The organism is Anditalea andensis, from assembly GCF_000714815.1.
Lineage (GTDB): Bacteria > Bacteroidota > Bacteroidia > Cytophagales > Cyclobacteriaceae > Anditalea > Anditalea andensis.
In genome coordinates this window covers 201954-222086 of sequence record NZ_JMIH01000023.1, presented here as the reverse complement: position 1 = coordinate 222086, position 20133 = coordinate 201954, and the positions used below count along the sequence as shown (strand labels likewise).

Here is a 20133-nt window from a genome sequence, read left to right as displayed (position 1 = left end):
GATTGGATCAAGACCAAGGCTACACATAGGTCCGAGCCATAGGAAATTACCACTTTAGACCATCGACGGGCCAGCTTTTAAGGTGGAAAACACAAAAGGAGAAAAGGGGGAGGCGCCATAGCTGATAGTCTGATTACAACTTTCACGTTTTTTAGCATAAGAAGAAAAGGATATGGGGCTTTCCTATTACCTCAAAACATAACCTATAATCCATTAAACCGTCAATTGTGAGAACCGTTCGATATGTGGCGTGAGAGCCTCAACCTGATCTATTTAGCTCAGGTCGGGCTCGATTGGCAGCTGGGTTTTTTTACTTTTTTTCATATTCAATGGTCAGGTTTAAGGTTGAATCCGAGTAAATTACTTTTTCAAGTTGTGTTATCGGTTCAAGTCTGTCCGAATAGATAATCGTTAACGTGTCAAACGATTTCCATTCTGTCTCCACCATCATGCCACTTGTCTGTTCAGCGGAGAACACTGTTTTCTTTTTTGAGTCGTCGGGATTGTCAGAGCAACCCAAGTCGATTGAAACTATTATTGCAGGATTAGTCACTGCATTTCCGCCATATTCGAAAATTGTCGACTGTCTACGTCCTTCATAGTCGCAGTTTGTTTTAAAGATTACTTTTTCAGGTTCTCCGAATAAGTCAAAGTTGCTTATGAAAATTCCATAAGCGACAAACAAGCCAATTATCAAAATTGAAATAGTAATCAGTCCATATTTAATTTTCTTCTTCAATGGGGTATTACTTGATACATTTCGGTTATGTGCCAAACAAGAAATAAAACAATGCCGAGGTAAAACAACCTTTCTTGCCATTTTGAATATGAGCTTGCTCTGTTCGAATTTATATCCATTGCTTGTTTTACTCCTGATGTGGCGGCTTCAATTTTTTGTGGATGATTTCCTATTTCTGAATTCCTGCCTTGTATAATGTCAAAATATGTATTATTCGCATATAACGTGCTTATAACATACTTTAAAAGGCTTAATCCGCAGAATATACTCAAGCCCCAACATAAAATTGCAGTTCCTAAGGGCAATTGAATCCATTTCAAGGGCTGCCCCGTTGTCTTATAAATAGAAAATCCAATAGCTGTCACAGAAAGAGCAATTAAATTGTAGACAAATTTCTCCTGTTGTTGTCTAAACTGTCTCTGAATTTCTCTTTGTTCTTCCATTTTATGTAAGTGTTCTTTTAGCTTGGTGCCAACTCATTTATCAACGTGATAAAACTAAGCAAATATTCCGGATACAATTGTCTTAACATAGTTTCTTCCCTATAAATCATCGAATGGACTTATGGTTTTGAAGGCTTTTTGTACTTTTCTGGGTATAGACCTTGCCCGCGGGCAGCTTTCGGAGGTTTTGCAAGTTCGGTGTTTCCTGCCTTCCATTGGCATCCGGGGTAAGTGAAATTGTCTTTTGTGAAATAGAATGCTAAAACTCAAAAATTTGCCCTAATCCGCCATTACGCTAAACTTTAGTTAGCGGTTACTGCTTCACAATATTGGCTATTTGAGCCACATTGATGTTTTTGCTTTTAACTCATCTGCAATGTCAGGTCTATAAACTTTGAGAAAATTATCAAAAGCTTTTTGTATAAATGAAGCAACCCAGTATTGCGAATCTTCTTCTGGCGTCATTCCCATATCAAGATAATCTACATAATCAGATGACCTCATATATTGGTCATTTAAATAAAATAGGTAAGAGAAATGCTGGACAAAAATTGCAATTAAATCACTTTGAAAATGATTAATAGCTTTTACTCTGCCCTTAAGTCGAATTTGATTATCATTAAGAAGCAAGTTATGATAGAAGTTATAGTGAGTATGGTCATTACATCTTTCTCTAATTACCTTGTACAGCTCGTCTTTTTGTAATAAATCCGTTATTGGTTTTAGTTTATCGGAATTTTTAATATACCTCGAAATAACTCGAAATTCAGGAATCGTTTCGTTACCACTTCGCCAGTTCTCAATATGTTTAACAATGAAATTGTCAATTGAAAAATGGTCGTTCAAGTAAAGATTTGTGTAGATGTTAATGATTGTTGAATCGTAATATTTTCTCAAAAGTGCGTAAGAATCATTTAATCTACCACTGTGTAGGATATTTTTAATTGATTCTAATGTTCCACTAATAGAAGTGAAAACATACGTATCGAGATTGAAAATTGCTTTGGTTCCTTGGCTTATGAACCCCATTGTTGTATCTGAAAGAGCCTCATAAAAATCTATAAGTTCTTTCAACTGTTCGAAAACAGGATGTTCTAAATATTCTTTTTCAAGGTTGTGCTTTGGCAGATCGTCTAAGTTCATTTGTATGTGATTTTTAGCACGAGCGAAAAACATTCGACCTCCCCACTTTATAGCGCTAATCTCCTATGACTGGTTGCATTGCTCTAAAAAGCAAAGATTTATTTTTCCCCAAGATACAATTTCCTTGTTATTCGTTTCCCATAGTGAAATTATTTTTTATTTAGGTATATGTGTACCTAGATATGGGGATACACAGCCTCCTGTTTACCGAGACCTTTGGAATCCAATTTTTCATGGTTGTAATTCTCAGGTTAATTCAGGCCCTTCGCAATTGATTTATCCGCCCCAATCGTGCGTTTCCTCTTTTTTCTTCAATAGCCAGGCTTAGAATGCGGATTCCATCTTTCAACGTCTGTACTTTTAACTGCTTTTGTGCCAAGGTGTCGATGACGACGCATGGAATCGACTAGCCTTTGGATCGTGGGGTCGCACGTTGACGGATTCAGGTGCCACGGTAAATTTAAAAAACTAAGTTTTTTAAAAGGCAGTCCTTGTCCCAAATATTTGCTAAAAATGGGACGAAATGATAACGAGGGAAAGACCTCCAAATAAGATTGCAGAAGCAATTAAAGGCTACCGGAAGGGAAGTGTTCTTTTGTGTACGACTTCCTAGATTATGGCAGCTACGAAAGTGTTAAGATAGCGAAATAGCCTCAACGTGATGTTTGCGAAGGTTTATTTTAAACTACGAACGTTCAAATATAGCATCGATATCATCTTCCCCCGAGCTACCCGAAAAATAACTTCCATGAGCGTCTCTATCATAATCAGGCTCATAATTTTCCAAATATCGTGTAACCATAGAATCCACATCAATGCTTGAAACTATGTTAGATGTATCAAAACAAATTCTATCTAACACATTTATATTGAAGCCATCTAAAAAGGAGTCAAGATTATCACGGATTTCATTCTCAATTCCATGTATGTCAACATCTATTTCAGGATAACCTTCGTGATAGTAAGATTGACTAATATATTTAGCGAAATCTATACTTAAATCATTATTATCAACAAAGCTTCTTAAATATTTTTCAAGTAAATCATCAATTTGAATTAAAATATCTTCATCGGCAATATTGTGTTCATCTACAAAATCTAATAGCTTTTTTAACGTGTTGTCATCATCTATGTTAAATATAAAATAATATAAGAACTTAAAATCTTTATACTTAATTTCTGGTTCAAACTCTGATAATATCATTAATAATTCCCATATTCTATGACCGCTCGGTCTATCAGCATTTATTAATGCTTTTAAAAAAATCTCTACCCGTTTATTTATATTTTCATTAAAAAAATCTAAGTAACTTAAAGCAATTAAAAAATCCCAATCTTCCTCACTCAATTTATGTTCATAGAAATAACCAAATAAATCTTCTAAAATCATATTTAGAAACCTACTATTAATTTTATTCGACCTAAATAGTGCGTGCAAAAAATCTATGGAAGCTTCGGTCTCTAATGACTTTATAAGATTACAAATCAAATCAATTTCATTAGAGTATGAACTTAGAACAAAATCTGCAATGGATGGGTTGAATAAAACATATTCGTATTTATTGTCCTCAATTAAATTTCTATTTAATAGTGATTTAGTTGCTAATTTTCTTACAGCTTCAAAAGTTTTATCAGAATGATCACCCAAATTTACTGGGTGAATACTTAGAAAGCTATTGTAAGATTTCCTTAAATTATCCTCAGATATTTTTCCGTTATTATAAACAGTTAAAAATGTAAGAGCTCTAACACAGTCGTCAGTTTGGTTCTGAAAATAAGTTGCCCAAATAACCTCAGGTTCATTTAGACTTTTGATAATATATTCCCAATAGCTTTCGGGTTTTAAATTGCCAAAAACAGAAGAATCAGTTATAAATTCTATTATTCTGGGGTTAAAATTTCGATGTTTTATAATTTCTTTATATCTTTTATCTTTGTATATAACATCGATAAATTGTTCTGGTAAATTTGAATGATATATGTGATTGTAAAGAATTTTTGCTTTATCTATATTAGTCAAATTTCCAATTGTTAATAAAAATTCATTATCACGAATCTTAAAATTTTGAAAAATGTGACTTAAGCTGTATGCTTTATTTAAGATATTCGTCCTTGATGTAAGTATAAATTTCTTGCTTTTATCTTTTCTAATTCTATTTATGAATTTGACAATATGAGAATCTTTTTTATTGTTAATAGCGTCATACATATTGCTACCTAAAAAATCGTCACAATAAAAGATAATTTTCTTTTGTTCATTTTCACGAAATAAGCTTTCCGCTTCGCTAATATTTTCTTCTATATCGCAGAATTCATAACCTTTTGCTATATAGTGTATTGCCAAATTATCAGCAAGCGTAGTTTTTCCGATTCCTGGCTCACCAGTCAGGATTATTACATTATTTTCTTCTAGTATTCTTAATCCTTTAATATGATTTTCGGTTATTACATATCTATAGGACCTTTCTTCAATTTCTCTTATTGTAACTTTACTTCTACCTTTTATGGCATTGCTATAGATAATATCTAAAACACTCGTACTAGTAATCCATAGTTTGTAATTCCGTTCTACGATATCTTGATTTTCTTTCCTAGACAAAAAAGTATTTAAATCTTCTAGTCCCCAAATATCTTCTTCTGTATGAATGTAGGGATGAAAAATATCTTTGATTTCTAATTTATTTATTCTAGAAAGCTTTTTTGAAGTTACAAAAATATATTTACTGGGATTTAGTTTTTTTACTTTAACTAACTCCTCGGTTTTTAATTTTGAGATTAATTTAGGGTACGTAGTTTCTAGATAATGTTTACACTGTATAATTCCTTCCTTTTTTTCACCAACCCAAAATCTACCGTCAACACCACCATCTCGTCCGGACTTAAAAATCTCTACCTTATTTTTTTGTTCTTTCTCAATTACAGAAGCAGCTAAAACTTCAAATTCCCGATCATTTAATTTTGAAAAGTCATATTCCATTTCTAGCGTTAGTTTTTTTTAAATTGAAGGAATTATAAACTGTTAATTTCGAAACGGTTTTTAGCAAAATCGTTGCTAGCATTTTTATCCCCCCACATTGTAAGGATTCCCTACTTATTATTGGACGACATGCGCCATAAACGTGGGGTTTATTTTTTTCCACAAGATACTGCTTCCTTTTTATTCTGTATAACCTTGCAAAATATTTTTTCGCAAGGCATGGTGTTCCTATGTTTCTGGATATACAGCCATCTGTTTATTCAGCACTTTAAACGCCGATTTTCATGGCTGTTATCGCCCACTAATTCCTGGTCTTTGGCAATACTTTCTGGAAATTCAGACAGTTAAATCCTTATCTTCACCTTTTTCTTCTCCGCCTCTTTCGATCATTATTCTCTTCAGGTACTATTTCAAGATAAAGATCTTTATCACCAAAACTGTGAGGAACGCCAGGAGCGGAACGATCCCCGTGAAGAAGATGGCCATCAACAGCCTCCTCGTTTTCTGCTGCTGTTTCACCAAGTTCATGTGGGTATTTTCTATGTCCCTCATCCACTTCTCCAAACTGTCCAGTGGAGCGAGCTTCTTGCTCAGGCCCTCTCCCAGCAAATTTTGCTTCTTGCTCAGAGCTTGCTGGTTGTCCAGTATGATTTTCAGCACTCCGGCCAGCTGGTCGATTGGCTCCGTATTTATCCGCACTCCCTTCTCCATATCTTGCCCTTGTTCGGCTGTTTGCCTGGCTAATTTCCTGGCGGTCTCTAGTTTGTTCATAATCCAATGCGTTGATGATATTTGCCCATTTGAACTGGTTTCCGAGTGCCTGCCCCTTGGCTTTAAAATCTCCCATAAAAAATGAAATCCCCGAAACCCTCCCAGTACTGGCCTGGTTAAAGAGCACATGGACATCTGCTTTTTCTAAGTTTAAAATAAATGCCTTAAGGTTTTTTGAGTTCGATAAAGCTGCGCTGACTCTTTCCTGCAGGATCATCTTCTGGGAAGCTTTGCCTGTTCGCTGTATCATTTCCAGTTCATCCTTATCCGGTGCACGGAGGGAGGACTGGTCACTGTTTATTACCTGTTCCAGGCCATATTGCGTTTCCAGCTCCCGGATGATCTTTTCGCTTCTTTTATAATTGTTACTGTCAGAGACAGTGGTTCCGTCAAATCTCGTCCTTAAAGCTAGAATATGGCAATGGGGATGGGAAGTATCATGATGCCGGAAAATAAAATAGGGATTATTGTCAAATCCCATCCGCTCCATATATTCCTCGGCAATGGCAAGCATCTTTTCATTGGATACTTTTTCTCCCGTAGCAAAGTTCAGGCTAGTATGGTAGGTGTTACGTTTGAGGGCGGGGTTGAGAGAAACTATCAAATCCATCTCTTTTTTGATGACAGGCTTTTCCAGGCTGATAAAATTTGTACCCAATAGCTCCGCTCTTTCCGCCGTGTTGGAGCTTTGCATCTTTCTCAGGTTGTAAGTTAGCGCCCCCATAAAAGAAGATCCTATGGATTGTTTAGCGATCATTTACCAAAACTTTTAACACGGCATCCAGTTTATCCGAAAGGGAATTGAATACATTAAGCCTTTCATCGGGAACCTCAATATGTGAATTGTAATGCCTGGCAATTTGATTGATATTGTTGCCGATCCGTTTCAGCTCAAGATATGTCTGCTTGTCCAAGATAGGCACCTTGGCTTTGGGCAGCCTGTTCTTAAAAACCGATGCACGGATCACTTCCGCTGTCGGAAGATCGGAATAGTCGGACAGCTTCTCCAAGAATTGCAGCTCATCTTCATTCATCCGGAAAGTATACCGGAAGGAACGTTTCTCCTTTTTTTCTTTTGGTGGTCTGGCCATTTTTATAAATGAACAAAGTGAATTTAGTAACCGGTTTTTGGACAGTGCAAGCGTTTTGGTCTGACCAAAACATGGCTTGCTCCCCAAAAGAAAACCTTCCTATGCTGCACACTCTTGGATCCTATCTCTTTTTTGATGTTGAAGGCTTCACCTGGAGAAAGCCAACATATTTTATCGGTACAGATCCCATTGAATAAAGTGTTCGTACGGATCGTACGCTTCGTAATGTATGAAAAGTACGAGCCGTACGAGGTGTACGAGTTGTGCCGTCACCCATTCTCAATCTGCTTCAACCATTTCCTTACTGCCCCTTCTGAAACCCCAAGCTCTTCCGCAATTTTCACGTTTGAGTAGCCATCCTTTTTGAGTTCAAATGCTTTCTCTTTGATTTCAGATTTATCGGATGGATTTAGTTGCTTAAGGTGATCTGACTCCCGCCCAAATTCCATAAACTGGAAAGAGCTGAAATTAGAATCCTTTCCTATTTTACATACCATGACATTTTCCGAAGGATATTGGAATGCTCCATACCTGACTTTGATCTGCTTTAGGTATTTGATGGCTGGATCTTTCTGGCTTTCCCCCACAGCAAATCAGGAGTCTATCAAATTGATAAAGCTTTTACTACCTTGAATATCATTCCGGCTGATAGGCCCAAAAAGGTTCCTTTTTGGAGTATGCGCAATTAGAAGTATCGACCAACCATACATTTTTTTGAGATTATTAAGCCTAATCAAAAATGGTGTTGTGTGCTTCGCTTTCTCATTGTCGGAAATGAGACAGGACAGGTTATCGATTACGATAATTTTAGTGTCTGATTTTAAAGTTTGATTTTCTATCTCATTTACTAGAAAAGCTTCGTACTCTTCAATAGACTCACAATATCCATAAGGATTGATTTCAGCACGGAAGAAGAGATCGCTAAATTTAAAATGATCAAATAAACGATCATTTTGTCGATCGTGTTGGGCATACCGCATCTCAAATTGCTTGGAAGTAAGCTCCAAATCAAAGAAAATAACCTTAGAAGGTTTCAACTCCATTTCCAAACCGAGTGTTGGCGATCCTTTGGTAATGCTATCAATAATTTGGACAGCCAAAAGGGATTTCCCTTGATTGGTATCTGCGAAAAGAATACAAAGCTCCTCTTGATACCAGAATGGCCCAAAGATTTTTTTTGGAATGGGTTTTTTCTTCGCTTCTTCAATCCACTCATTGGCGGATTTTATTATCAAGAAATCCTCTATGGGAGAATTTTCTGATGCGCTTTTACTAAGGTTATTTGCAGACATATTTCTTTGATTTAAGGAAATAGGTTTTCTTTTCAGAAATCATTTTGGAATAAATACCTTAAAATGACAGGCGATACAGTCAGTGTTATTATTCGACTTCCTAAATGAACTGAAGCTGGACATTACTAAATACATCTAGAAATGCTGTTGAGAAAAGAAAGAAAGGCTAAAACCCGGTTAACGAGTTGAAGTTGACGCAAGTACTTTTCCTTTTTGGGTAATGGCTTTGATAGAAAGAAGATCAAGAACATAATCGGGTATGCTCGAAGAAATATATTGGAAATGCTAAGGCGTTGGCCTTCTCCTTTTATTTCTCAAACTCACCCGAAAAATATTTTTCTACCTCACTTCGATGGATATAGCGTCTTTTCCCCAAAAATTTCGATCGAAATTTTTCTCCCCTCTCTTCTGAGATGGATACCATCTTTGAAATGGAATAATGGGATTTAACCCCTGTGGCTTCCATAAACTCCTGGAGAGTAAGCCACTCATCTTTAATTGATTTACGAGCTGGTTCAATACTGGATATCTTTTCTTCGAGATTTCTGAATTTTTCTTCCAGCCACTTCTGGCTAACGGCCGACAATGGAATAAAAGAGTCTTGATTCATCGTGATTTGAGTTCGATTTACTCAAATATAGAAAAAATAATTAAATCGGTCACAAGTGACCGAAAAATATTTACTGTATTTTATTTAACTGGAAACAGATAACAAAGCTCCCTTTACTTCTTCATCAAACTTTTTGTCCATCCAAATTTTGAATTCTTTAAGTTGGTCATCACCTTGGATCTTTTCTAATCTGAATTGAAGTCTATTCAGTTCGACTGAACTTACTGATTTAAACAGTTGATAATAATTATAATACACCCTAGTGTCGGAGATGTCCATCAGATTTTCAAAAAGCGATTTATCTAGATGTAAAACTCCACTCATAAAACGCATGGGGCCCGAGACCCTGTAAAGGTCTACCAAATCAGAAGATCTCTCCCTCAAAACAGTTTCAATTGAGTAAGAATATTGTTTTGGTTTCGCATCAAAAAAACCAACTACCTTCTCTAAGTATATATGTTCCAATAGGTTATTAACAAGAATCGATGGCTTAAACTCTATTTCGAGATAGTCTTCCAAATATTCACGTACCATTTCAATATGCTTAACCTCCTCCTTAATAACCAGATTAGCTTGATCTGGATAATGCCTTAAATTTTCTTCATTACCCACTACTTCACTTGCATATCTAATCCCAAGCCTCGAAGCATATTTAGTTTTGATATTCTTATATCTTACCATGACGTACAAAGGAAAACCAGTGGGAGACTTACCAATTTTCTCAAGCTCTTTTCCGTAATAATGCTTAATAGCAAGTTTAGATTTCTTTTCCATCTTACCGTTGGATAAAACTTAATATTTTTTTATAGGTCTCTAACATCTTTCTTTCCGTGTAGTATTTTTTTAGAACCGAGCCAGGTGAATGTCCAAATATCATCCTGATATCTTTATCCTCCATTCCCAATCTGTCCGCCCAAGTACCAAAAGTCTTTCGACCGACCTTATTAGAAAGGACGTCCGTGAAATTTATCTTTTGTGCTAGCACCTTCAAATGTTGGTTAAATTTCTGTTCAGAAATGGCTACCGCACGGGGAAAAATAGTTTCGCCATCATTTGAAGAATACTTTTTTATGATTTTTTTGGAGGTATCATTTAATGGAATCCAAAATTCCTCGCCATTCTTTTTTCTTTCACCCTGCAATACCATGTATTCTGGATCAACTTTGATTAAGTTTGGATCGAATCCGGAGGCTGATTCTATGGCAATAAGGTCATTATAATAAAGTGCGGTGTTGCAAAGTAATACAAAAATATCACGGGTGATTTCAAGCCGCCTTTCTTCCTTGGGAAATTTTAATTTCAATAACGATTCATATTGCTTATCATTGACGTAGATGATTTTATCAGGCTTTTTACTTGAATCCACATCAAGCCCGTCAAAAATCCGCTTTTTAAATGGAATTCCGTACTGATCACAGTATTCACGGTAGATTACCTTCAAGCGGTCTACATACTTGGCTACAGTTGTATCCGATTTAATTTCAGTTGCATCGCTCCTCATAAACTCCACAAACCCTAAAATTAAACCCTCATCGATATCTGCCATTAGGGAATGGCCCTGATATTTATCGATAAGATTTTTTAGAGTAACATAGACCTTTTTCGTACCGCTGGCTTTTTTTGAAACTGGGCCATAAGCTAATGAATAATCGATGTATGATACAATAGTGTCACTCGCTCCCGGAGCTATTTTCCCATTAACTCCTTTAATTCTTTTACCCTGGTGCTTTACTTGATAAATCTTCTTGAGTTTCTCTGAGGTCAGAATCTCGTTTCTTTTGTAATAATCCTGAATGATCTCTTTCAAGTGGTGAATCTCTTTTGCAATCACCAAATTATGGGAGGTAGCGTAAGGATAATGACTGTTAACCCATTTCAGAGGTTTACCGGACCAGGCTTTCTTAGGAATTTTTTCGAGATGGAGGTTGACATACTGCCTTGTCCTTCGGTTGATACATAGATAAACCGATTCTCCTTCCTGGGATGTTTTCCCTTTTGGGTTCAAAACGGCTTTGATCTTGAAATCAATCATGACCCAAGATAATCAAAAAAAATAGGGGGGACAAAAAGGCGGACAAAATATCTCGAATTTAACAGAATCAATCAGAATCGAAATTTCGCTAAACCCCTGAAAAACAAAAGACTCCGAACAATTCTTACATTGTCCGGAGTCTAAAAGTAGCGGGAACAGGACTCGAACCTGTGACCTTCGGGTTATGAGCCCGACGAGCTACCAACTGCTCCATCCCGCGATATATTTTTATAAATTAATTTTGTCGCTTTTAAGTTCATTAAAGGATGAAATAAATCTTTTTTTATTCCGTTTTCCTAATGGTGATACAAATGTAATAGGATTATTTGACAAGTCAATACTTCATGAATTAAATTTTCTTCATCATTCTAAAGCATTATCTTCAATTTTTAATACTCTTCTGAATATCAGTGTGCTTTGTTCATGAAAAAAAATGATTTATTTTTTTGGGTAGTTTAAATTGACATTAATATTATCGGCTCATTCACTTCTAGGCTTTGAGGAAACCTATTTGGTCATCCAAAATTTTATATCGTTTTCGAATTTATTTGGGAGGTCTTACCAAACCTATTTTTTTATAAGCCATATGCCGTAAATAATTAGTAAATAATGTTTCTATTATCCAAATATAATTCTGAAACAAAATAACAAGATAACTGGTTATCAACAATATTTGTATATACGAATATACGGTTTTCATAATAAATCTTATCTCTCTATATTTGTTTTTCGAAGAAATCAACCCAACATGGACAAATTTTCATACATTTCAAATTCCCATGTAGCTTACATTGATGAGCTATATAACGATTTTAAAAAAGACCCGGAATCGATCGATCCCAGCTGGAAGACATTTTTTGATGGCTTTGAGTTTGCCATTACCAAGTACGGCGAAGATCCTGAAGGCGGGGCAGTGGTCGGTACTGCGCCAGCTGCCAAAGCAGAAAACGGAAGCCTTGCCACCAAAGGCACCATCATGGACATGGAGGAGCTTCCCAAGGAAATTAAGGTTAGGGCCCTTATTCATGCCCACCGTTCCAGAGCACACCTCCGATCCAAAACCAATCCTGTCAGGGAAAGGGTAGACCGTAAAGCCCTGATAGATCTAGCTGATCTAGGGCTAAGTGATTCGGATCTGGACACTGAATTCCAGGCAGGGGAAGAAATCGGAATCGGCAAAGCAAAATTGAAAGACATAGTCGCTGCGCTTAAAAAGATCTATGAAGGATCTATGGGCTTTGAATACCTATATATCCGGGATCCGGAAATGCTGGATTGGCTCAAAACCAAAATAGAAAAAGAGGCCCTTACTTTTAACCCGCCTACAGAAGAGAAAAAAAGGATCCTATCTAAACTTAATGAAGCGGTAGTCTTTGAGAATTTTCTTCATACTAAATATATCGGGCAAAAAAGGTTTTCCCTAGAAGGAGGGGAGAGTACCATACCTTTCTTGGATGCTGTGATCCAGAAAGGTGCAGCACTGGGAGTAAAAGAAGTAATGATCGGTATGGCCCACAGAGGCCGGCTCAATGTTTTGGCCAATATAATGGGTAAGACTTACGAGCAGATTTTTTCCGAATTTGAAGGTACAGCCAAGCCAGACCTTACCATGGGAGACGGTGATGTAAAATACCATATGGGCTATTCAAGTGATATCCAGGTCACTGATGACCTGAAAGTCAACCTTAAATTGGCACCAAACCCCTCTCACCTCGAGGCAGTGAACCCTGTAGTAGAAGGCTTTATGAGGGCCAAAATAGATTCGGAACACCAGAATGACACCACTAAGGCCCTTCCTATACTCATCCATGGAGATGCAGCTATAGCAGGTCAGGGTATAGTGTATGAGGTTACCCAGATGGCTGGGTTAAAGGGTTATCATGTGGGCGGTACCATTCACTTTGTGATCAACAATCAGGTAGGATTTACTACCGATTTTGATGATGCCAGATCTTCCATCTATTGTACCGATGTGGCGAAGATAATAGATGCTCCTGTCATTCACGTAAATGGGGATGATGCAGAAGCCGTGGTTTTTGCAGCCAAATTGGCTATAGAATTCCGTCAAAAGTATAAAAGAGACATTTTTGTAGATATGGTCTGCTACAGAAGACATGGCCATAATGAATCTGATGAACCAAAATTCACACAGCCGTCACTCTATAATATTATCTCCAAACATCCGAATCCCCGTGAGATCTACAATAAAAGATTGCTCGAAAGGGGTGATGTGGATGCGGCCGTAGCCAAGCAGATGGATAAGGAGTTCCGTAAGTTGCTCCAGGACAGGCTTAATATGGTAAAAGAAAAACCTTTGCCATATAGCTTTACACAGTTTGAGCGGGAGTGGCAGTCATTGAGAAGGTCCAGACCTGAGGATTTTGAACAATCACCTGAAACATTTATCTCTGAAGAAACTATAGGAAAAGTAGCAGAGGCGCTTACTGTAATTCCCAAAGGCTTCAAACCTATCAAGCAGATAGAAGCGCAGATGAAGCAGCGTAAGGAAATGTTCTACAGTACCAAATCCCTTAACTGGGCAGCAGCGGAACTTTTGGCTTATGGATCCCTTCTTTTGGAAGGGAAGACCGTGAGGTTGACAGGTCAGGATGTCCAAAGGGGTACCTTCTCTCACAGACATGCGGTATTGCATGATGCCAGCTCCAACAAGCCTTTTAATTCCCTTCATGAGATGAAGGACAGAAAAGGTAAATTTTCTATCTATAATTCCCTGCTATCTGAATTTGCGGTACTCGGTTTTGAATATGGCTACGGGATGGCCAATCCACACTCTCTAACCATATGGGAAGCTCAGTTTGGGGATTTTGCCAATGGAGCACAGGTGATGATAGATCAATTCATTACATCAGGTGAATCCAAGTGGCAGAAAATGAACGGACTGGTAATGCTTCTGCCTCACGGTTATGAAGGTCAGGGGCCGGAGCACTCCAATGCAAGGCCTGAAAGGTTTCTTCAGCTGGCAGCAGAATATAATATCGTAGTGGCCAATATCACGGAACCATCTAACTTCTTTCACATGCTTAGGAGACAGTTGGCTTGGGAATTCAGAAAACCATGTGTGGTGATGTCGCCTAAATCCTTACTGAGACATCCCAAGGTGATGTCCCCAGTAGAGGAGTTTACATCTGGCAGATTTAGGGAAGTAATCCAAGATCCGGAAGCAGATACATTAAAAGTAAAAAGAGTAGTCCTTTGCTCTGGCAAAATTTATTACGATCTTACTGAACTGAGAGAAAAGGAAAAAGTAAATGATGTAGCTATTGTAAGGGTAGAACAGCTGCACCCACTTCCAAAGAACCAGATATTAGAAGCCGTGAAGCATTACGGAGAGGCAGAAGTGGTCTGGGTACAGGAAGAACCAGAAAATATGGGGTATTGGACCTATATGATGAGATCGCTGTACAGAGACTTCCCAATGGAAGTGATCTGCAGAAAATCAAGCGCTTCTCCTGCTACAGGTTATAATAAAGTGCACCATCAGGAACAGGAATCGATATTATACAGAGCTTTAAAGCTACAGTAACACCTCCATGTCCCATGAGATGATCCTCATGGGACAACGGGTTTAATTTTATCAATAATAATCAATGTGAAATTAACCTTGGACCATGTTCCGGGGGTAAAATAAAAAAATATGAGCTTAGAAATAAAAGTCCCCACTGTAGGAGAGTCCATTACCGAGGTAACTATCGGGGAATGGTTTAAAAAAGACGGCGACAAAGTAGAAATGGATGAAGTGATCTGCGAACTGGAATCCGATAAAGCCACTTTTGAGCTGACAGCCGAAGCAGCTGGGATTTTAACTATCAATGCCCAGGAGGGGGAAACATTAGAGATAGGGGCCGTAATTTGCACCATCGATACGGAACCTTCAGCAGGATCCAGTTCCAATAGTGGCATCGGTGCAGATCCACAAGCAGGACAGGACATTTTAAAAAAATCAGCCACCACCGATGCTCCTTCTTCAGGAGCTACAGGAGAGGTTAAAGAAATGATCGTGCCTACTGTAGGCGAATCCATCACTGAAGTGACTATGGCCACTTGGCTTAAAGAAGACGGTTCATATGTAGAGTTGGATGAAATCATCGCAGAGGTAGATTCAGACAAGGCTACATTTGAGCTTCCTGCAGAGGCTACCGGAATATTGAGACATGTAGCGGCAGAGGGAGATACGATAGAAATAGGTGGCCTGATCTGTAAAATCGAAGTGACCGAAGGGGGTGCTCCTTCTGAGAATAAAGGGGGATCTCCATCAGAAGCATCCGTGCCAGCTCAAGGTTCTGTTTCTGGCAAGGACACTTATGCTACAGGTCATGCATCACCGGCGGCTGCCAAGATTTTGGCAGAGAAAGGCATCAGCGCTGATGAAATCAAAGGCACCGGCAAAGACGGAAGGATCACTAAGGAAGATGCAGAAAAAGCAGAGAAAAAAGCTCCTGCAGCCCCTACGGCAGAAAGCAAACCAGCTAGTAAAGCAGTAGCACCGTCGCAGGAAGCTCCCAAAGTAGCCGGTTCCCGAGATACCAAAAGAGAAAAGATGTCTTCATTGAGGAGAACGATAGCTAGAAGATTGGTGTCTGTAAAAAATGAAACAGCCATGCTTACCACTTTTAATGAGGTGAACATGAAGCCGATCATGGACTTAAGAAAGCAGTACAAAGACCAGTTTAAAGAAAAACATCAGGTAAATCTTGGCTTCATGTCTTTCTTTACCAAAGCTGTATGTGTCGCCTTACAAGAATGGCCAGCGGTGAATGCCCAGATAGACGGGAATGAAATTGTATTCAATGATTTCTGTGACATATCTATTGCCGTTTCTTCTCCTAAAGGACTGGTAGTTCCTGTGATCAGAAATGCAGAGGGCATGAGCTTCGACCAGATAGAGAAAGAAGTCGTTCGCTTGGCGATAAAAGCTAGAGAAGGCAAACTGTCTATTGATGAGATGACAGGTGGTACCTTTACACTGACCAATGGTGGTATCTTTGGCTCGATGATGTCTACGCCTATCATCAATGCTCCACAATCTGCGATTTTAGGCATGCACAATATCGTGGAGAGGCCGATGGCTGTCAATGGTGAAGTGGTCATTCTTCCGATGATGTACCTGGCCCTTTCTTATGATCATAGAATCATAGATGGAAGGGAATCCGTAAGCTTCTTGGTACGGGTAAAACAGCTACTGGAAGATCCTGCTAGATTGCTTTTGGGAGTATAAGAAAGTACTAAAGACCAGGTGCCAAGTTATTCCTAGCTCGGTACCTGGTATATATATCTGCGTTTTTTTTGTATCCACAGTAAATGGCTGTAGTGAAAAATTGGATTTTGTTTTTCACTATTATTGATATGCACAGGTGCAAAAAATTAAAAATAGGGCAAAGACCATTGATTTAGCTGATGGAGTATATGATCTTACTGATACTATTCTGTAAATGGAAAGATATGGTTTAATTATCCAAAATTAATAGGACATTAGTCTTTATCCCTTCTCACATAGCTGAAGGGAGAGGGAGAAATACATAAAAGGATTTTGGTCATTTTTTAAGTATTGCTTTAGGTTCTTCATTTGAATAAAACACAGCTTCTTATATCAAATAGGAGAAAAATATTACAACGGATGCCTTTAAAAAAATAGAGATTGATTTGGAGCATATTCAAAACATGATAGCCAAGTCAAAACAGAGCTTAAATTTTAAATAACCGCCAATCTACTTTGTACTTCGTACGAAGATTGGTATAAACCGAAATAACATGTACGACGTAATCGTAATAGGATCAGGACCTGGAGGATATGTAGCCGCTATCAGAGCAGCACAGCTGGGAATGAAAACCGCTATCATAGAGAAATATTCTACCCTCGGAGGTACCTGTCTGAATGTAGGCTGTATACCTTCCAAAGCATTATTGGACTCTTCCGAACACTACCATGCTGCTGAGCATACATTTAAAACACACGGTATTGAACTAAAAGACCTTACAGTGAATTTTGGTCAGATGATGAGCCGCAAGTCTGACGTGGTGAAGCAGAATGTCGAGGGCATACAGTACCTGATGAAAAAAAATAAGATAGATGTCCATCACGGATGGGGTTCTTTTGTGGATAAGAATACCATTAAGATTTCCAAAGAAGATGGCAATACTGAGGAGATAAAAGGTGATAAAATTATCATAGCTACCGGTTCCAAGCCTGCAGCACTGCCCTTTATGAATGTGGATAAGAAAAGGGTAATCACCTCAACGGAAGCTTTGGCCCTTCAGGAGATTCCTAAACATATGATCGTAATAGGCGGTGGGGTGATAGGGCTTGAACTAGGTTCTGTATTTGCGAGAATCGGTGCTAAAGTATCTGTGATAGAGTTTATGGATGCCCTTATTCCTACCATGGACCGCACCATGGGCAAAGAACTACAAAAGTCTCTTAAAAAAATCGGTTTTGAGTTCTACCTGAAACATAAAGTGACTTCTGTGGAAAACAAAGGTGAAGAAGTCCTGGTCACAGCTGAAAACGCCAAAGGTGAAACAGTAGAATTCACTGGGGACTATGTTTTGGTATCGATAGGCAGAAAGCCTTATACAGAAGGACTTAATGCTGAAGCTGCCGGTGTAAAATTAGATGGTAGAGGACAGATAGAAGTAGATGACCATCTCAAGACCACAGCAGACAATATTTACGCGATCGGAGACGTGGTGAGGGGCGCCATGCTGGCACATAAAGCTGAAGAAGAGGGTGTATTGGTAGCAGAGCAGATTGCTGGACAGAAACCACATATCAATTATAACCTGATCCCTGGAGTGGTCTATACCTGGCCTGAAGTAGCAGCGGTGGGATATACAGAAGAGCAGTTGAAAGAAATGGGAGTGAAGTTCAAAACCGGCAAGTTTCCATTCATGGCATCAGGAAGGGCAAGAGCTTCTATGGATACAGATGGGTTGGTGAAAGTATTGGCTGATGCTGAGACGGACGAGATCCTGGGAGTGCACATGATCGGGCCCAGAACAGCCGATATGATAGCAGAAGCAGTCGTGGCCATGGAATACAGGGCCTCTGCAGAAGATATCGCACGTATGTCACATGCCCACCCCACGTATACAGAAGCTTTTAAAGAAGCCTGTTTGGCAGCTACAGAAAACAGGGCGCTGCATATTTAAGTTAGCTTTTACATTTCACCACAGCATGCTGAAGGATTCAGACGTTTTAGGCCTGAAAATTTTAATATGCTGTGGTGTTTTTTTGATGTATGTGCCAGCCCGTTTTAGTAGCGGCGAGGTTTAAAATAAATATGTGCAGATCATCACCTAACTTATTTATAGGATTTCTATATGATAATATACTGCTTCGATCATATTCCACTATTTTAGATCGAGTATTTTCTTATTAGGTTATCAACATCAAAAATCATGTTTTAATATTTCTTCCCAATTTTAATTGAAAGCCCTATATTTAATACATTATTATAATTTTTAATAAACCTATCTATGGACCACATTTTACAACAGAAGATTTCAGAACAGGGAATGTCTCCCGAAAATGCAAAAGAGCAGATTGATAATTTTGTCAACGGATTTCCATTTTTACCTATACAGGAAGCCGCAAGTATTGGTAATGGCATAAAGGAATTTTCAGAAGAAGAATTGAATGAATATACAAGACAATATTCAGAAAAGGCGAGCAGCAAAAAAATTATAAAATTTATACCAGCCAGTGGGGCTGCATCTCGGATGTTTAAGGATCTTTTTGCATTCCTGGAAGGTGATGGCGACATCACCAAAAGCCCTTTTGTACAGCGGTTTATAGATAATATTGATAAATTTGCATTTTATAGTGATCTGGACAGTAGCATGAAGCAGTCAGGATCAGGTATCCAAGAGGCTATAGAGGGCAAGGATTACCAATCGATCATCAGCTACCTTCTGGAGGACAAAGGGCTGGGTTACGGAAGTCTTCCCAAAGGTCTTTTGAAATTCCATCATTATGAAGACCACGACAGGACTCCTACTTATGAGCACTTTATAGAAGGAGTACTTTATGGGGAGGGAAGAGATCACACCGTAAGGCTGCACTTTACAGTATCTCCAGAGCATGAGGATCGCTTTCATAAAGAGATCAATGATATTCAGCCGAAATTAGAAAAAGAATTCGGTGTAAAGTTCGATGTCAGCTTTTCACAGCAGAATAAGGCTACTGATACCATAGCGGTCAATCCAGATAATAGCCCATTTGAAGAGGAAGACGGCAGCATCCTCTTTCGTCCTGCCGGGCATGGAGCACTTTTGGAAAACTTAAATGAAATAGATGGTGATCTTATATTTATAAAAAACATCGATAATGTAGTCCCTGATAGATTAAAAGATACCACTAAGGCATATAAAATGGCTTTGGGTGGACTTTTACTGGACATTCAGGAAAAAATCTTCCATGGGCTTGATGGTCTGGAGAAACAATTGGGACAGGATGCGGTGGATTACGCTCAGCAGGTCATGACTGATCTGCTTCAGGGAAAACTTCCTGAAAATTATCAAGGTATGAACCTTGAAGAAAAAGGGAAATACCTCCGGTCTAAGCTTAACAGGCCTTTTAGAATATGCGGCATGGTAAAAAATACAGGAGAACCTGGTGGAGGTCCGTTTTGGGTAAAAGAGCGTGATGGATCGATTTCGCTTCAGATAGCAGAAACGGCCCAGATAGATTTGGATGATTCATCCCAAAAGGAAATCCTGCAGTCCTCTACCCATTTCAATCCTGTAGACCTGCTTTGTGCCACAAAAGATTATAAAGGTGAAAAATTTGATTTGTTAAAATATAGAGATCTAAAAACAGGGTTTATAACTGAAAAATCTAAAAGCGGTAAAGTTTTGAAGGCCATGGAGCTGCCTGGCCTTTGGAACGGAGCTATGGCGGACTGGAATACCCTTTTTGTGGAGGTTCCTCTGATTACGTTTAATCCTGTAAAGACTGTTAATGACCTTCTGAGGGATGAGCATCAGTAAGATCTGATTGCTTTAATCATCATATAATG

Annotated in this window: 16 protein-coding genes and 1 tRNA gene; 5 read left to right on the top strand and 12 right to left on the bottom strand. The window is 38.5% G+C overall.

The window, feature by feature from the left end; genetic code table 11:
* Positions 1-310: 310 nt before the first annotated feature.
* The 6 genes from EL17_RS15595 to mobC form a co-directional block, all read right to left on the bottom strand.
* Positions 311-739 (bottom strand): hypothetical protein, encoded by a 429-nt coding sequence (locus EL17_RS15595; protein WP_035076072.1) that lies wholly within the window; start codon positions 737-739, stop codon positions 311-313.
* Positions 736-1182, bottom strand: a complete 447-nt coding sequence (locus EL17_RS15590; RefSeq protein ID WP_035076070.1) for a hypothetical protein — start codon at positions 1180-1182, stop codon at positions 736-738. The genes EL17_RS15595 and EL17_RS15590 overlap by 4 nt, the downstream gene beginning before the upstream one ends.
* Positions 1183-1515: 333 nt before the next feature.
* Complete coding sequence (locus EL17_RS15585) at positions 1516-2325, bottom strand: hypothetical protein (protein WP_035076521.1); 810 nt, start codon at positions 2323-2325, stop codon at positions 1516-1518.
* 685 nt (positions 2326-3010) lie between these two features.
* Positions 3011-5302 (bottom strand): nSTAND3 domain-containing NTPase, encoded by a 2292-nt coding sequence (locus EL17_RS15580; RefSeq protein ID WP_051720030.1) that lies wholly within the window; start codon positions 5300-5302, stop codon positions 3011-3013.
* A 358-nt stretch (positions 5303-5660) separates the two neighbouring features.
* On the bottom strand, positions 5661-6830 hold the full coding sequence (locus EL17_RS22710) for a relaxase/mobilization nuclease domain-containing protein (RefSeq protein WP_051720029.1): 1170 nt from the start codon (positions 6828-6830) through the stop codon (positions 5661-5663).
* Positions 6820-7164 (bottom strand): plasmid mobilization relaxosome protein MobC, encoded by a 345-nt coding sequence (gene mobC, locus EL17_RS15570; protein ID WP_035076066.1) that lies wholly within the window; start codon positions 7162-7164, stop codon positions 6820-6822. Before mobC ends, EL17_RS22710 begins: the two co-directional genes overlap by 11 nt.
* 17 nt (positions 7165-7181) lie before the next feature.
* Between mobC and EL17_RS15565 the strand changes: the two genes are divergently transcribed.
* On the top strand, positions 7182-7361 hold the full coding sequence (locus tag EL17_RS15565) for a hypothetical protein (RefSeq protein ID WP_164675108.1): 180 nt from the start codon (positions 7182-7184) through the stop codon (positions 7359-7361).
* A gap of 72 nt (positions 7362-7433) precedes the next feature.
* Here EL17_RS15565 and EL17_RS22705 read toward each other — a convergent pair whose 3' ends face one another.
* The 6 genes from EL17_RS22705 to EL17_RS15540 form a co-directional block, all read right to left on the bottom strand.
* Positions 7434-7751 carry a helix-turn-helix domain-containing protein gene (locus tag EL17_RS22705; protein WP_051720028.1) on the bottom strand — a complete coding sequence of 106 codons (318 nt, stop codon included), beginning with the start codon at positions 7749-7751 and terminating at the stop codon, positions 7434-7436.
* Between the two features lie 6 nt (positions 7752-7757).
* The gene (locus EL17_RS15560; protein WP_051720027.1) at positions 7758-8456 is read right to left on the bottom strand and encodes an AAA family ATPase; all 699 of its coding nucleotides are present in this window, start codon (positions 8454-8456) and stop codon (positions 7758-7760) included.
* A 307-nt stretch (positions 8457-8763) separates the two neighbouring features.
* Positions 8764-9066: a hypothetical protein gene (locus tag EL17_RS15555; RefSeq protein WP_035076063.1), complete on the bottom strand. Its 303-nt coding sequence runs from the start codon at positions 9064-9066 to the stop codon at positions 8764-8766.
* 84 nt (positions 9067-9150) lie between these two features.
* Positions 9151-9840, bottom strand: a complete 690-nt coding sequence (locus tag EL17_RS15550; RefSeq protein ID WP_035076060.1) for a hypothetical protein — start codon at positions 9838-9840, stop codon at positions 9151-9153.
* Between the two features lies 1 nt (position 9841).
* Positions 9842-10873, bottom strand: coding sequence for a tyrosine-type recombinase/integrase (locus tag EL17_RS15545; RefSeq protein ID WP_205623562.1), 1032 nt, complete (start codon positions 10871-10873; stop codon positions 9842-9844).
* 372 nt (positions 10874-11245) lie between these two features.
* A tRNA-Met gene (locus EL17_RS15540) sits at positions 11246-11318 on the bottom strand.
* A gap of 528 nt (positions 11319-11846) precedes the next feature.
* Here EL17_RS15540 and EL17_RS15535 point away from each other — a divergent pair.
* From EL17_RS15535 to EL17_RS15520, 4 genes are all read left to right on the top strand, one after another.
* The gene (locus EL17_RS15535; RefSeq protein ID WP_035076058.1) at positions 11847-14642 is read left to right on the top strand and encodes a 2-oxoglutarate dehydrogenase E1 component; all 2796 of its coding nucleotides are present in this window, start codon (positions 11847-11849) and stop codon (positions 14640-14642) included.
* Positions 14643-14753: 111 nt separating this feature from the next.
* Positions 14754-16334 (top strand): 2-oxoglutarate dehydrogenase complex dihydrolipoyllysine-residue succinyltransferase, encoded by a 1581-nt coding sequence (gene odhB / locus EL17_RS15530; protein WP_035076057.1) that lies wholly within the window; start codon positions 14754-14756, stop codon positions 16332-16334.
* A gap of 533 nt (positions 16335-16867) precedes the next feature.
* Positions 16868-18265 carry a dihydrolipoyl dehydrogenase gene (gene lpdA, locus EL17_RS15525; protein WP_035076055.1) on the top strand — a complete coding sequence of 466 codons (1398 nt, stop codon included), beginning with the start codon at positions 16868-16870 and terminating at the stop codon, positions 18263-18265.
* Positions 18266-18592: 327 nt separating this feature from the next.
* Positions 18593-20104, top strand: a complete 1512-nt coding sequence (locus tag EL17_RS15520; protein ID WP_035076046.1) for a DUF4301 family protein — start codon at positions 18593-18595, stop codon at positions 20102-20104.
* Positions 20105-20133: the final 29 nt, after the last annotated feature.